Origin of the sequence: Bacillus sp. FSL E2-8868 (genome assembly GCF_038005505.1) — a bacterium.
Classification (GTDB): Bacteria; Bacillota; Bacilli; order Bacillales; family Bacillaceae_G; genus Bacillus_A; species Bacillus_A mycoides.
The window spans coordinates 313,036-328,049 of sequence record NZ_JBBOTI010000002.1 but is presented as its reverse complement, the minus strand read 5'-3'; the positions used below and the strand labels follow the sequence as shown (position 1 = coordinate 328,049).

The following is a 15,014-nucleotide window of genomic DNA, read 5'->3' as shown; positions in this document are numbered from 1 at the left end:
ATAATAAAGCGTATCATTTGAAATGAATGCTATATTCCATCAAAATAAAGGAAACAACATGAAAGGAGTTGTGTCTGTGATTCAATTTAATCATGTGTCAAAAGCGTATGAAGATGGCACAAAAGCAGTGGATTCACTACATTTAGAAATTAAAAAAGGAGAATTTTTTGTTCTCATTGGTCCGAGTGGTTGCGGGAAAACAACGACAATGAAGATGATTAACCGTTTAATTGAAACGACGGAAGGATCAATTTTAATCGATGGAAAAGATATTCAACAATATAACATAAACGAACTACGTTGGAATATAGGGTACGTGTTGCAGCAGATTGCGCTGTTTCCACATATGACAATTGCTGAAAATATTGCAGTTGTCCCTGAAATGAGAAAATGGACCAAAAAGGAAATAAAAGCACGTGTCGATGACTTGCTACAGATGGTTGGGCTCGATCCAGATGTATATCGTGATCGCATGCCAGATGAATTGTCGGGAGGGCAGAAACAACGTGTTGGTGTCGTACGGGCATTAGCCGCAAACCCGAAAATTGTACTTATGGACGAACCATTTAGTGCGTTAGATCCGTTAAGTAGGGAGCAGCTCCAGAAGGATATCGTACAACTGCAAAAAAAGATTCAAAAAACAATCGTGTTCGTAACGCACGATATGCAAGAGGCTTTATCACTTGGTGATCGTATTTGTGTAATGAAAGAAGGAAAAGTTGTTCAATTAGATACACCAGAAGGAATTATACATAACCCGAAAAATGAGTTTGTAGAGGAGTTCATTGGAAATCGTGGACGACCTTGGTATGAGGGGAAGAGTATAGAAGAGGTATTGCCGCTAGACGAGGGTATACGAGTTGAAGGGAATGCTTTATCTTTACATTCGTCATTACAAGAAGCACTAGTCCGCTTACAAACTGAAGAGTCAGTGCCGGTTGAAGAGCATGGTCAATATGTTGGAGCGTTAACAAGTCGTCATATTGTCAATTACATTGTTGAACAAATGAAGGAAAGAGGCTAAACAGTGACTGATTTTATTCAAACGTTCCAAGAACGAAAAGTAGAATTGCTAAGTGCATTAAGTGAGCATTTACAAATATCGCTTATTTCACTATTTTTTGCAGTAATTATTGCAGTGCCACTCGGCATTATATTAACGAGAAAAGAACGAATGGCTGAATTTATTATAGGGACTTCTGCTGTTATGCAGACAGTGCCCTCACTTGCTTTACTTGGACTATTAATTCCGTTAGTAGGAATTGGAAAACTGCCAGCTATAATCGCATTAGTTGTGTATGCACTATTACCTATTTTACGAAATACATATACAGGAATACGGGAATTAGATGAATCACTTATAGAAGCGGCGAGAGCTATGGGGATGAATAGCTGGAAAAGATTATGGAAGGTAGAGCTTCCACTCGCATTGCCAATTATTATGGCTGGTATTCGTACAGCGATGGTATTAATTGTTGGAACGGCTACATTAGCTGCTTTAATAGGCGCTGGTGGGCTCGGTAAGCTCATATTATTAGGCATAGATCGAAATGACCATGCGCTTATCATTTTAGGGGCCGTACCAGCTGCGTTACTCGCTTTATTCTTTGATATAGTACTTCGCATACTTGAGAGCCCGAAACGCTCTTCTAAGCGCGTTATATTGACGATATGTATAGTTGTAGTAATGATAGCTGCTCCATTTCTTTGGAATACCGAAAAGAAAGACATAGTTATTGCTGGTAAACTTGGATCTGAACCAGAAATATTAATTCAAATGTACAAGCAACTTATTGAACAGGATACAGATTTACAAGTGGAATTAAAGCCAGGCCTTGGAAAAACAGCATTTGTATTCGAAGCGTTAAAATCAGGTGAAGTAGATATATACCCAGAATTTTCAGGTACAGCTTTATCTACTTTCGTGAAAGAAGAACCGAAAAGTACAAATCGTGATGAAGTATATGAACAAGCTCGTATTGGAATGGAAAAGAAATATAATATGGTTATGTTAAAGCCAATGGAGTATAACAATACATACGCACTAGCCATGCCGAAAAAAATAGCAGATCAAAATAACATAAATACAATTTCTGATTTAGGAAAAATTGCACAGGAAGCTAAAGTAGGATTTACATTAGAATTTGCTGATCGTGAAGATGGTTATAAAGGAATGCAAAAATTATATAACTATAAGTTTTCAAATGTTAAAACGATGGAACCGAAACTGCGCTATAGTGCAATACAATCGGGAGATGTTAACGTAATCGATGCATATTCAACAGATAGTGAATTGGAGCAATATGGGCTTAAAGTGCTAAAAGATGATAAAGGACTATTCCCGCCTTATCAAGGAGCACCATTATTAAGAAAAGAGACGTTACAGAAATATCCTGAACTCGAAAAAGTATTAAATAAATTATCTGGAAAGATTACAGATGAAGAAATGAGAAAAATGAATTATGAAGTAAATGTGAATGGGAAAAGTAGCGAAGAAGTCGCAAAACAATTTTTACAAAAAGAGAAGTTACTTCGTTAATTTTACAATAAATATACAATTTTATATGTATGAAATGACCGTTCATTACAAAATGAACGGTTTTTTTGTGCATACTTATACATTTTTTCAAAAAAGTATTCCATTTTTCTTCATTTTCTTTTAGAATAAGTAATGTTTTCCTGAAAAAATATAAGAGAAACGTCTATTAGAGAAAAAGGTGACTTTAATAGTTGAACGAACATAACACCTAGAATGACAGATGGGGTGGTACAAATAGAAAAGAAGTTAGGGTTTTTTCCGTTAATCGCATTAGTAGTTGGAACAATGGTTGGTGGCGGTGTTTTTAGTTTACCGCATGATTTAGCAGTAGGAGCAAATAGTGGTGCAACGATAATTGGTTGGTGTATTACAGCAATGGGAATGATTCCACTTGCGCTCGTATATCAAACGTTAGCAAGACAAAAACCGGAGCTTGAGGGCGGAATCTATAGTTATGCACGAGCTGGATTCGGTGAATATATTGGTTTTAACAGTGCTTGGGGATACTGGCTAGCAGGGATTTTAGGAAATGTTGCAACAATTATGTTACTGTTTAGTACATTAGGTTACTTCTTCCCAATTTTTAAAGGCGGAAATAATGTTGCGTCAATCGTAGGTGCATCACTTTTATTATGGACATTGCATTTTCTAATTTTATTTGGAATTCGTGAAGCCTCCATTATGAATGTTATCGCAACGATTGGGAAATTAGTTCCGATCTTATTATTTATTGTCGTGATGGTAACAGCGTTTCGCTGGGATACATTTACACATGACTTTTGGGGCGAAGGAACTATCTCAGTTTCCTCTGTACTAGGTCAAGTGAAAAATACAATGCTCGTAACCCTTTGGGTGTTCATTGGGGTTGAAGGAGCAGTTGTATTATCAGGAAGAGCTAAAAATAGTAGAGACGTTGGAAAAGCGACAGTACTTGGACTTATTTTAGTAATGTCTATTTATATTTTAATTTCTGTTCTGTCAATGGGAGCCATGACAAGAAAAGAACTTTCAGTATTAGAGACTCCTTCAATGGGACATGTATTAGAACATGTTGTTGGGCCATGGGGTGCAATGGCAATTAATATTGGATTAGTTGCGTCACTTGTAGGTACATTAATTGGCTGGTTTTTACTTGTTTCTGAAATTTCTCACGTAGCAGGAAAAGACGGCGTGTTTCCGAAAGTCTTTACGAAAACAAATAAGAAACAAACGCCGCATATGGCATTGTGGATTTCAAATATCGTTGCCCAAACTATATTTATAATCGTTTTGTTTTCACAATCGACATATCAAATTATGTATTTTATTGCGTCAACATCTATATTACTGCCGTACTTATTATCAGCGCTATTTCAATTGAAATTAGTCATCACGAAAGAGCTGAAAGTTGCGAGAGTAAAAAATGGATTGTTAGCATTAATTGCTTCCCTATACTCTGTATGGTTAATTTATGCAGCTGGTTTAAAGAATTTATTGCTTGTTTCAATCGTATATGGTATTGGGATTCTCGTGTATATGTTTGCAAGAAAAGAAAAAGGGAATCGTTGTTTTGCAGGCAAAGAGCGATATGTGATGTTGGCAATTGTTATTGCAGCTATTACATCACTTTATATGTTACTGACAGGAACTATAAAAATGTAAAAGTCCTTTTAATTTAAAGGGCTTTTTTCCTTGTCTAGAGAATATTTAATACATAAGATATTCAGGAGGGATGAAAATGGAAGAAAAAGAACAGTTGTCTAGAATTATGGATTTAGCTAGTGATTTAAGGAAAGTATTAGTACAAGAATCTTTTTTTAATCATCATCCTGAACTTCGAGGCGTGATTGAAAATTTAGCGAGTTCTGTAGAGAATTTGGCGAGTTTGCAGCAAAATAAAGATGAAAATGCCGAAGATCGATTACGGTACGTACTTGCTAAAATGAAAATCGCTCATAATGCCATTTTACAAGAAAAAAAAGCATTTCCTTCTCATTAATATACGTTTTAATTTTGAACCTGACGGATGACGTCAGGTTTTTTATTTCTAGTTTTAGATTGTAGTTCATACAATAAGGATAGTATGAAAAAAAGAAGGTGACTACGTTGAAATTACATAAAGCTCTTCATCCAAGTTTTATAAAGCGAATGTATTATATGAGGTTTATTGGGAAGTTTGCAAAAGCTGAGGGAGAGAAGAATGGAGAAAATTTCTTTGTACAATGTCTTTCTTCAATACCTTTAACTTTACAAGAGTTATTTCCGACTGGAAAATATTTGTTTGAAGGATTATGCAGTAATAAAAAGAATGAAAAAATCTTTACTGATTTAAAGAAGCATAAATTAGAAAAGCAACTGGTTATGTTTCGTCTTTATTATGATCGTGGAAATTTATTTCTGGAATTAATATGCACAGAAGAGCCTCGGGAAATAGCATCTTCATATAAAGTGATTCCTTCACCAAAGGTCTCAAATTATAAAAAGAGAGCGTCATTGGAACGGAAGTTAAGCAACGGTTATTTATCATTTCTTATGCCTAAATTACCAAAAGACTTTGAGCCTCCAGAATTATTGTGGCATGAGGGAAGGCTATATGGAAATTTATCGTTAAAATCATCAATAAGTTCAATTTCATATTTTGAGCAAAGAAAAGAATGCAAATATATTGAAATAAACGATTGGATGAAACATGTAGAAATAGCAGTAGATGATCATTTATATTTTGTAAGTGAAAATGTGTATGACCAACTAAATAAACGAATTGCTGAAGAAGGTAAGTTAGTTGAAGTAGAAGATATTAAAATGCAAAAGGATGACTGGGAATGGGATGAGCGTGAATCCTCTTTTTTGCAGTATGTACAAAGTATGGTTCGTAATAAAGGGTTATATTTGGATGATACAGATATATATAATTTTCACATTAGTATTAAAACCAATATGTTAACAATTGTTGGTGGTATACCAGGTGTTGGGAAATCACGCTTTGTGCAAGCTTATGCAGAATCACTTGGGTTACGTTATGGGGAAGAATTAATTTGGATTCCGATTTCACCATCGTATCAAGAACCACATGATATTCTCGGTTACCTTCATCCGAATGGTAATTTTATTGAAAGTGAAACGAAGTTAGTTCGGACATTGTTAAAGGCTAAAGAAAATCCAAATCAATTGTATATAATTGTGTTCGATGAAATGAACATGTCACATATTGAGCATTGGTTTACTCCGTTTCTATCCGTTCTTCAACTTGAAAAGAAAAATCGTATTTTGAGTTTGTATGAGAAAGTACAAGAAATAGAAAATCAAATTCCACCTTCAGTGGAAATTGGTGAGAATATTATTTTCGTAGGCACTGTAAATTTTGATGAAACGACGAAAGAGCTTTCCGATCGATTATTAGATCGAACAAATTTGATTACATTACAAAAAATTCCGTTTTGCGAGATGAGTATAGAACATGAGAAAGTTGTTCAGCAACCCCCGCTGAAAGTAACAACGGGAGAATTTCGACTCAATTGGTTTAGGAATAAAGAGATGATCGAAGTGTATACTGAAGAGGAATTAGAGTTATTGGATAAGTTACATGATGTATTATCATCACACGATATATCAAAAGGAATTTCTTTCCGATGTGCAAGCGCAATCGCTACGTATTTGCAAAATATACCGTTCCAAAATAATCAGTCCTATATGATTAGCAGGGAAGAAGGTTTTGATTTGCAAATAAAGCAGCGTGTATTAACGAAATTAAGGGGGACAGAAATGACAGTGGGCCCTCTACTTTCTGAAGAAGCAAAAAGGGGAGCGACATTGATACCACTTTTACAGTCTCCGCTTGCAAATCGTGTATCTACATTTGAACATTCTTTAGCTTATATAAGACAAAAGCGTAGAGAACTGGAGCTGTATGGCTATGCAAAATGAGGAGCGTTATGAAACAGCAATCGTCGATACGAAAGAAACGCTCCCGTTTGTATTGAAGCTAATTATTGGTACTGAGGGGAAAGGCGATTTTATCCTTTTAAACCGGCTTTGTACGTCTACTACAGCATTAGTTCAATGTATTTATAAAGTACAGGAATTAAAACCACTGAAATTACATTTCCATTATCAAAATCCAATGGATATTACATTCATATGGAATAAAGTATATGAGGGACAAAAGAATATAAAAGAGTCACAATATGAATTAAATGAAAAAAAACAAAGAGTATTAGTGTATGAACATGGAAAAACTGAATTTTTTTATCCGTGGCGCTGTGGCTTATACCATTTTGAAGTGCGTATAGAAGATAAAACTTATTATGGTGCGTTTCAAGTGGTTCCTAAAAACTTTTTTGATGACCAATTTGAAATGATTCAAGATTATGTGAAGTCAATTTTAAACGAGTTAATTTTAGATAGAGGTTATTACAAGAAAACTTTCTCAGCACTTAGCGATATTGAAGATTCTTCTTATTTGGTATTGTTAAGAAAGTTGCCACAAAAAATGAAAAGAATAAAACAAATTTTTAAGAAAGTAGAATCGAATGCGGAATTTGTACACGAATATGAATGGGAAACGAAAGCGCGGAAGGCAACGAGAAAAACTGCCATTATGACAGAAAGAAAGCTTTATGCGAAATATTACAACCGTAAATTTAAGGAGCAAAAAAATAGTATTGAAAATGCATTTCTTAAATTTAAAACGATGCAATTCTATTATTATTTACTTGAAGCAGAAATTTTTGTACGTAAAACTATTGAAATACTAGAAGGAGAAAAGAAGAAAAAGTCAGATGAATTTCAAGCTGTTAAAACAATTATGAAAACGATTGAACGAAATGGATCCGTGACGGATAGGGAAAAACAAAAATATAGAAATCTACATTTACTGAAAGAAGCAGATTTACGGAAAAGTTCTGTGAAAATACAAGAATATAAAATATTAGCTCATATCGTATATGAAAGTGTGCAATACTTTCGAAATTTATTGTATTCTCCATTTTGGAGGGAAGTTTCTGAAACAGCTACCATTAATTCGAACACTTTATCTATACCGCATCAACAATTAATCCACCATTTAGAATTGTTACCGCAACATACGGAGCAACCTCCATCTTTATTATTCGTATATAAACCAACGTTTTTAGTGTATGAGTATTACGCTTTTTTTATCGTTATTTCTATATTAGAACAAATCGGATTTGAAGATAAGAATCCTATCCGTGAACAAATACAAGAACATTTTTATTTAGACGGATTACAAGATGGAACGACAGTGATTTTACATCGAGATGATATAAAAGTGCACGTCGCGTTTAATGATTTAATTGAAACACACCCTCTTATTGCACTAAGCAAAGGAAGTAATTTTTATAACGGAGAGGACACAAAGAAGCCGGATATTCGTTTAGATTGTTATGTAAAGGAAGAAGAGAAGTATGTATATAAATCTTCTATTATTATCGAAGTGAAATATAGTCCTATGTACAATATTTTTCAGCCTGTAGGTAATACGAAAGCAACGGAGCAAATGTATAAATACTGGTCTATTAAGTATGTAGAAGAACAGGATGGTAAACGAATTTTTAAGCGAAGAGCGATTTATGAAGTGATTTGTGTATATCCAGGTAGCCATATGCATAGTAAAAAAATTGAATCTGGATGTGGAGTGTTTTTACAACTATATCCATATAAAACGAAACAAGGAGAAGAGAAGTTGGCTGGGAAGCATGGGATGATTCAAATTTTTGAGAAATGGTTAAAAAGTAATAAAATGTAAAAGAAATCCTTTTTAATGAAGGATTTCTTTAGGTTAAGAAGAATTATATGCAGTACGGAAAGACACATTATACGGTTCGAACTTGATAGTGATTATTATTTTTTATTAGAGTAATTGAATCTTGTTATGTTTGTAACAGTATGGGGAATTAAGGGTTTTTACATGTGCATGAATGACTAATAAGTAGGAATTTAATTCATTTTGCAGAATATAATAAGACATAAATATTTTTAGTTGCATACGAAGATTTGTTCTTATATGATAGTAAGTGAAAGCGTTATCAAAAACAGAGCGGCGATGGGAAAGGCGGTTAAATATGTTCCAGCGTGTTCAAACAAAGGAAGAGCATTTTTGGTTCGAGCAACTGTGGGGAGATTTTTGTGAAGAAAGAAACTTAATGTTTGTAGAACGTAATTTAAATCCATCACGATTTTTATTAATAGAAGATGAACATCATATTGGTACAGTAGAATGTATTAAGTTTACAGTACCTGAACAATCAAATTCTGAGTTTTTCTATCCGTTTTCTAAAAATGATTTAGTGAAAGATTTGAAAAATGTGTATGAAATAGGAAAGTTAAGTATTGCGAAAACGTCTCGGGGGAGAGGACATTTCAAAAGGCTGGCAGCTATTTTATTTATGCATGCGTTAGAGACGAAAGCGGAATGGTATATTGCAGCAGTTACAAAAAGAATGTATATGTATTTACTTACACTCGGTTTTCCAATCGAACCGATAGATAGTCCATTCCAGTTTCATGATACTTTACAAGGTGTACCAGTGCGAATTCATGCTCGAAAAGGGGCTACACATCTGTATTCTTTGAAAGAATTCCGTGATATTATTCAAGGAAATGCTCATGCGCAGGCACTTATTGCAGAATACAGTAAAAATATTATGTTAACAAAATGAAAATATATGAATATGTATAGTATGAAGAAGAGTTACTTATTACAGGCATCTGTTTTCATACAAAAAGTAGACCCTTATTCTCAGAATAAGGGTCTAAAATATTATAGTCCAAATATACTAAAAATCATTTTACGACGCTTCGGTTTCTTTTCTCTTTCATATGTTGGTTTTGCATCAGGAGTAATGTATATTGGTTCTTCTTTTTTTAGGGCAGCTTCTAGTTTTTGAATTCGTTCTAACATTTCCTCTATTTCGCGGCGATGTTGTAAAAGTTGGTATGTAACGACATCATTTGCTTTATCTTGCATTTGTTCTTCCATTCGATCTAGTCTTCTCGTAATTGTGGTAAATTGAGCTGTTAATTGCTCAAAATCATTCGATGATGTGTTTTGAACAATTGTGTTTACTTGAGTTTTTAATTTTTCTACATCATTTGAAGATGGTTTTTGAGTAGTTTGAGAGTTTTGAGGCTGGTCCATTTGAGAGCGATGGTATTCTAACATTAGATCTAAATCACCTTGTGTGAAAATAAAATGACCATATTTATTTTTTTTAATCGTAAGATTTAATTGTTGTGCAATCCGGACAACAGCCTTTGGGCTAACACCTAATTTCTTTGCGATAAATGGTGTTTTATATTCCAAAATAATCCCTCCTATATATATCCTGTTGAATGATTTCTAGTTATGTAGCAAGTTCCCTTCAGGTGTGACAAAAGAAGTGTGGAATCGGCAAAGAAAGTGTTTTTTCACGAAGTTCAGCTGTTTAGCACATACTATTTATATAAATCATTTTTAGTTATCGGAAAATTGGGCTTATTATAGTTTGACGATAATAAGCTAATTAGATTATCATAATTATAAATATCTTTTTTATGTATGCATATAATATATAAAAAGGTGGTTACTAATGTAGAATTTTATTAGAGTATAAGAATGCTTACTTCACTTGAATAAATTTAAGTAGGAGGTGGCTTCCTTGCTTACACTGTAAGTAAGGAAAAGTATTTGGACATATATAGTATAAGTATAGTGATTGTTTTAATTGCCTTAACGGCATTTTTCGTTGCAGCAGAATTTGCAATTGTTAAAGTGAGAAGTTCACGAATTGACTATTTAATTGCAAAAGGAAATAATCGTGCAATATCTGTCAAAACAATCATTACAAACTTAGACGAATATTTATCAGCTTGTCAATTAGGAATAACTGTTACAGCTCTTGGGATTGGGTGGTCTGGTAAACCTGCGCTAAAGCACATGTTTGATGTGTTGTTTGCAAATTGGAACGTCCCTACTCAACTGGCAGACATTTTAGCTATAATTTTAGTATTTTTGTTTATCACATTTTTCCATGTGGTAGTAGGAGAGTTAGCTCCAAAAACATTTGCGATTCAAAAAGCAGAACAAGTGAGTTTCTTTGTTGCTAAGCCACTCATTTTGTTTTATCGTATTGCATTCCCATTCATTTGGATTTTAAATGGATCAGCTCGGTTAATTACAAAGTTTCTTGGGTTGAAACCACCAAAAGGGCATGATGAAGTGCATTCAGAAGAAGAATTGCGGTTGTTAGTTTCAGAAAGTTATAAAAATGGTGAGATTAATCAATCTGAATATAAGTATGTGAATAAAATATTTGAATTTGATGATCGTATTGCGAAAGAAATAATGGTACCACGAACAGAGATGAATATTTTAAATAAAGAAATGCCTGCTGAAGAGGCTTTACAAAAAATGTCTCATGAAAAATATACGAGGTATCCGGTTGTTGATGGTGATAAGGACCATGTAATAGGCTTTGTGAATTTTAAAGATATATTTACAGATTTTGTGAAGCACCGAGTTGTTAGTGAAAAGACAGTGGAGCAATATATTAGGCCAATTATTTTAGTTATTGAATCTATCCCAATTCATGATCTATTTTTAAAAATGCAAAGAGAAAGAACACATATCGCTATATTAATTGATGAATATGGTGGTACATCAGGTCTTGTAACCGTTGAAGATATTTTAGAAGAAATTGTAGGGGATATTCAAGATGAGTTCGATACTGATGAACAACCGGAAATCCAACAAGTTAGTGAGACGAAAACGATTTTAGAGGGAAAAGTACTTGTTAGTGAAGTGAACGCATTATTAGGTTTGACTATTGACGACGATGATGTCGATACGATTGGCGGTTGGATCCTAACAAAAAATATTGAGATTTCCGAGGGTGATACCATTGAGATTGAAAATTATAAATTTTGCGTGAAAAAATTAGATGGACACTATATTAAGAGATTAGAAGTAACGAAACCTTCAGAATCGATTGTTATTGTAGGAGATGAAAAAAAGATTTCGCTCCAAGAACAAATTAGTTCGTAAACTCTGCTTTGTAGCAGAGTTTTTTTGAGCAAAATGTTTTTTTGATGTATTAGGGCTATGATACAATTACACAAGTCAGACCTTTCACTAGGTGAAATAAATGAAATGTATTATTGTATACATATATTCGGAAGGAGAACCACTATGAAAAAACATTTATATATAAATGGGGTATGGAAATCAGTAGAGACGTATAAACCATTGTATGCACCATATTCTGAAGAAACATTAGCGGAGATTGCGCAAGGTACAGAAGATGACGTTAAGGAAGCAATAGTTTCGGCCAAAAATGCAATGAAAGAAATGAAAAAATTATCCGCATACGACCGTGCAACTATTTTAGAAAAGGTTGCACAAAAAATGGATGAGAGAAGAGAAGAGTTTGCAGAGATTATCGCAAAAGAAGCTGCAAAACCAATTCGTGCTGCACGGGGAGAAGTAGATCGCACTGTTCAAACATATAAGTTTGCAGCTGAAGAAGCGAAGCGAATATATGGTGAGACGTTACCATTAGATGCTGCACCAGGAGCAGGTGGCCGTATAGCGTATACAATTCGACAACCAATCGGGGTTATTGGTGCTATTACACCATTTAATTTTCCACTTAATTTAGTAGCACATAAGGTAGGCCCAGCAATTGCGGCTGGAAATACTATTGTGCTAAAGCCTGCCGACCAAACGCCACTTTCTTCGTATGCATTGGTAGAATTATTTGAAGAAGCTGGTTTACCAAAGGGAGCTTTCAATATAATTTCTGGACCTGGATCTGTTGTAGGTGAGGCATTAGTAAAAGATGAGAACGTTGCTAGTATTACTTTTACAGGAAGTCCGAAAGTAGGTATTGGAATTAAGGCAAAAGCCGGGTTGAAACGAGTGACGTTAGAATTAGGATCGAACGCTGCAGTAATTATTGATGAAGATGTTGAATTGACAGACGAAATAATTGAACGTGTAAAATGGGGCGCGTTTGTGAATAATGGACAAGTTTGTATTTCAGTACAACGTGTTTTTGTGCATGAACGCAAAATGGAAGAGTTTATTACAAAATTAACGAAAGCAATGGAAAACGTTGTAGTAGGAGATCCGCTTCATGAAGAAACAGATGTATCAGCACTTATTTCAAAAAAAGATGTAGAACGTATAAATTCATGGGTGGAAGAGGCTGTTAAGGAAGGAGCTAATGTTGTATACGGTGGTAACAAACGTGATGCAAGGATTTTTGAACCAACTGTATTAACAAATGTTCCAGATTATGTATCTGTTCAGTGCCAAGAAGTATTTGGTCCACTTATGACTGTAAATACATTTAAAGAATTTGATGAGGCTTTAGAACAAGTAAATAATTCACGCTATGGATTACAAGCAGGTGTATTTACAAACAATCTATGTAAGGCAATGCGTGCAATTGATGAATTAGAAGTCGGTGGTGTCATGATTAATGATATTCCAACGTTCAGAGTAGATCATATGCCTTATGGCGGTGTGAAAGAGAGTGGAACAGGCCGTGAAGGGATTAAATATGCAATAGAAGAAATGACAGAAATGAAATTAGTGTGTATTAAAAAATAAAGTAGATCGAGCTTAAACACCGCAATAAAAAACGAGCAGGAAATGTTTACGATTCCATACTCGTTTTTTATTGTTTGTTTTACGTTTCTCGGAACGATTACATTTAATCAAGTGTACCTTTTACTTCATTTCTTGTTTGAAAATATCATCTTCGACATAAATATGTTCTTTATCTACAGCAGTGCTATGAGAGAGTACTAAACCTATTGGTGTTTCAGTACCTTTATTTTGAACAATTGTAAAATGAATATTTTTTTCAGTTGCTAATTTAATGTATTTTGATAAATGTGGGTAAGCAATGCTTCCATTTAGGAATAGTTGTAATGATTGAGAAGAACGTATGTTACCCGTTACTTCTGTATACACATTACTTTGCATTACTTGACCGATTGTTAAAGCGATTTCTACACGCTCACGTAATGTAGTTAAGTACATATTACGTTCTTCTGGTTTGTTTTGCTTTTGGCCATATATGCCTTCTTGGAGATAGTCTTCCACATTTTTATTTACCATATTTTTCACACCTTTCACTTCTTATTGTACGCAAGAATTAAAAAGGATGCAAAAAAAAAGTAGTTTTGAACAGGAAAATAATTTAAAAATGAGAAGGGAAAGGGATATAGGAATACAACTTATTTAAATAAGAAAGGAAAAATAAATTTTATCAACAGAAATTAACAAAATGTGACAAAAATCTATTAACGAAATGTATTTTTTGTGTTAATATTCAAAATATAAAGGGTATTCGTCGTATGGAAATGGAGGAATGGAGGTTTTTCCAATCGATAAGGATATTAAAGAAGTATTTTGTTCGCACTTGAAAAACAACAGGCACCAATTCGTAGAGAACTGGAAAAACAAAATGATAATTTCCGAAAAAGATCCATTTAAACAAGAGGTAGTTCAAAATGGAGCGAATTTATTAGAGTTAATTATCGAACTTATTATGGAAGATAAAGACATTAATTATCTTCAGCCATTATGTGAGAAAATTGCCATTGAGCGTGCAGGGGCAGATGCGAATATTGGAGATTTTGTTTACAATGCAAATGTGGGAAGAAATGAACTTTTTGAAGCGATGTGCGAATTGGATGTAAGCGCTCGAGAACTGAAACCGATTATGGCCAAAATACATACTTGTTTTGACAAATTAATTTATTATACCGTTTTAAAATACTCAGAAATTATATCGAGGAATTTAGAAGAAAAACAGCAATATATAAATGAAACACATAAAGAAAGGCTTACGATTCTAGGGCAAATGTCGGCTAGCTTTGTACATGAATTTCGTAATCCGCTAACTTCGATTATGGGATTTGTAAAGTTATTGAAGACAGATCACCCTAATCTATCGTATTTAGATATTATTTCACATGAATTAGATCAATTAAATTTTAGGATTTCGCAATTTTTACTTGTATCGAAAAAAGAAATGTGGAATGAATCTGAACGTTTTTTGGTAAATGACTTATTTCAAGATATTATACAATTCTTATATCCAAGTTTAGTTAATGCAAATGTTTTGATTGAAAAGAATTTGCCGTATCCTATTCCACTCGTTGGTTACCGGAGTGAAGTGAAGCAAGTAGTTTTAAATATTTTAATGAATTCGATTGATGCTCTTGAATCGGTGAAAGAAGAGCGGAAAATTATCATTGATGTATTTGAAGAGGATCAGGCTGTTCGCATTGTTATAAAAAATAATGGACCTATGATTCCAGCAGACAATGTAGAGACTATTTTTGAGCCATTTGTAACTACTAAAAAGCTAGGAACTGGTATTGGACTATTTGTATGTAAACAAATTGTAGAAAAACATAAAGGATCCATATTGTGTCGTTCGGATAACGATTGGACAGAATTTCAAATTACGTTTCAAAAGTAAAC

General features: G+C 33.8%; 12 protein-coding genes. 10 read left to right on the top strand and 2 right to left on the bottom strand.

Going from position 1 to position 15,014, the window contains the following annotated elements; genetic code table 11:
• Positions 1 to 76 precede the first annotated feature (76 nt).
• From NSS74_RS12645 to NSS74_RS12615, 7 genes are all read left to right on the top strand, one after another.
• Positions 77 to 1,024, top strand: coding sequence for an ABC transporter ATP-binding protein (locus NSS74_RS12645; RefSeq protein ID WP_033709046.1), 948 nt, complete (start codon positions 77 to 79; stop codon positions 1,022 to 1,024).
• A 3-nt stretch (positions 1,025 to 1,027) separates the two neighbouring features.
• Complete coding sequence (locus NSS74_RS12640; protein WP_002085827.1) at positions 1,028 to 2,539, top strand: ABC transporter permease/substrate-binding protein; 1,512 nt, start codon at positions 1,028 to 1,030, stop codon at positions 2,537 to 2,539.
• Between the two features lie 213 nt (positions 2,540 to 2,752).
• Positions 2,753 to 4,180: a basic amino acid/polyamine antiporter gene (locus NSS74_RS12635; RefSeq protein ID WP_002189509.1), complete on the top strand. Its 1,428-nt coding sequence runs from the start codon at positions 2,753 to 2,755 to the stop codon at positions 4,178 to 4,180.
• Between the two features lie 76 nt (positions 4,181 to 4,256).
• Positions 4,257 to 4,517: a hypothetical protein gene (locus tag NSS74_RS12630; RefSeq protein ID WP_002085825.1), complete on the top strand. Its 261-nt coding sequence runs from the start codon at positions 4,257 to 4,259 to the stop codon at positions 4,515 to 4,517.
• A 107-nt stretch (positions 4,518 to 4,624) separates the two neighbouring features.
• Positions 4,625 to 6,442: an AAA family ATPase gene (locus NSS74_RS12625; RefSeq protein WP_002012669.1), complete on the top strand. Its 1,818-nt coding sequence runs from the start codon at positions 4,625 to 4,627 to the stop codon at positions 6,440 to 6,442.
• On the top strand, positions 6,432 to 8,282 hold the full coding sequence (locus tag NSS74_RS12620) for a hypothetical protein (RefSeq protein WP_061673905.1): 1,851 nt from the start codon (positions 6,432 to 6,434) through the stop codon (positions 8,280 to 8,282). The genes NSS74_RS12625 and NSS74_RS12620 overlap by 11 nt, the downstream gene beginning before the upstream one ends.
• Positions 8,283 to 8,598: 316 nt before the next feature.
• Positions 8,599 to 9,195 carry a hypothetical protein gene (locus NSS74_RS12615; RefSeq protein ID WP_002085820.1) on the top strand — a complete coding sequence of 199 codons (597 nt, stop codon included), beginning with the start codon at positions 8,599 to 8,601 and terminating at the stop codon, positions 9,193 to 9,195.
• Between the two features lie 101 nt (positions 9,196 to 9,296).
• On the opposite strand, the gene racA is transcribed toward NSS74_RS12615, so the two are convergent.
• On the bottom strand, positions 9,297 to 9,839 hold the full coding sequence (gene racA / locus NSS74_RS12610; RefSeq protein WP_002012665.1) for a chromosome-anchoring protein RacA: 543 nt from the start codon (positions 9,837 to 9,839) through the stop codon (positions 9,297 to 9,299).
• A 363-nt stretch (positions 9,840 to 10,202) separates the two neighbouring features.
• On the opposite strand from racA, the gene NSS74_RS12605 reads away from it, so the two are divergent.
• Both NSS74_RS12605 and NSS74_RS12600 read left to right on the top strand, forming a co-directional pair.
• The gene (locus tag NSS74_RS12605; RefSeq protein ID WP_002127238.1) at positions 10,203 to 11,558 is read left to right on the top strand and encodes a hemolysin family protein; all 1,356 of its coding nucleotides are present in this window, start codon (positions 10,203 to 10,205) and stop codon (positions 11,556 to 11,558) included.
• A 144-nt stretch (positions 11,559 to 11,702) separates the two neighbouring features.
• Entirely contained in the window at positions 11,703 to 13,127 is a 1,425-nt protein-coding gene (locus NSS74_RS12600; RefSeq protein ID WP_002012663.1) for an aldehyde dehydrogenase family protein, read from the top strand.
• 120 nt (positions 13,128 to 13,247) lie between these two features.
• On the opposite strand, the gene NSS74_RS12595 is transcribed toward NSS74_RS12600, so the two are convergent.
• Complete coding sequence (locus tag NSS74_RS12595) at positions 13,248 to 13,640, bottom strand: YueI family protein (RefSeq protein WP_002141658.1); 393 nt, start codon at positions 13,638 to 13,640, stop codon at positions 13,248 to 13,250.
• 253 nt (positions 13,641 to 13,893) lie between these two features.
• Here NSS74_RS12595 and NSS74_RS12590 point away from each other — a divergent pair, with 253 nt between their 5' ends.
• A complete protein-coding gene (locus NSS74_RS12590; protein ID WP_002065228.1) occupies positions 13,894 to 15,012 on the top strand; it encodes a BA2291 family sporulation histidine kinase in 1,119 nt (372 codons plus the stop codon).
• Positions 15,013 to 15,014 lie beyond the last annotated feature (2 nt).

Coding starts and splice junctions, on each gene's coding strand:
- NSS74_RS12635 (WP_002189509.1), top strand. CDS start 2,753: ATGACAGATGGGGTGGTACAAATAGAAAAGAAGTTAGGGTTTTTTCCG.
- NSS74_RS12615 (WP_002085820.1), top strand. CDS start 8,599: ATGTTCCAGCGTGTTCAAACAAAGGAAGAGCATTTTTGGTTCGAGCAA.
- NSS74_RS12595 (WP_002141658.1), bottom strand. CDS start 13,640: ATGGTAAATAAAAATGTGGAAGACTATCTCCAAGAAGGCATATATGGC.
- NSS74_RS12600 (WP_002012663.1), top strand. CDS start 11,703: ATGAAAAAACATTTATATATAAATGGGGTATGGAAATCAGTAGAGACG.
- NSS74_RS12590 (WP_002065228.1), top strand. CDS start 13,894: ATGGAGGTTTTTCCAATCGATAAGGATATTAAAGAAGTATTTTGTTCG.
- NSS74_RS12620 (WP_061673905.1), top strand. CDS start 6,432: ATGCAAAATGAGGAGCGTTATGAAACAGCAATCGTCGATACGAAAGAA.
- NSS74_RS12630 (WP_002085825.1), top strand. CDS start 4,257: ATGGAAGAAAAAGAACAGTTGTCTAGAATTATGGATTTAGCTAGTGAT.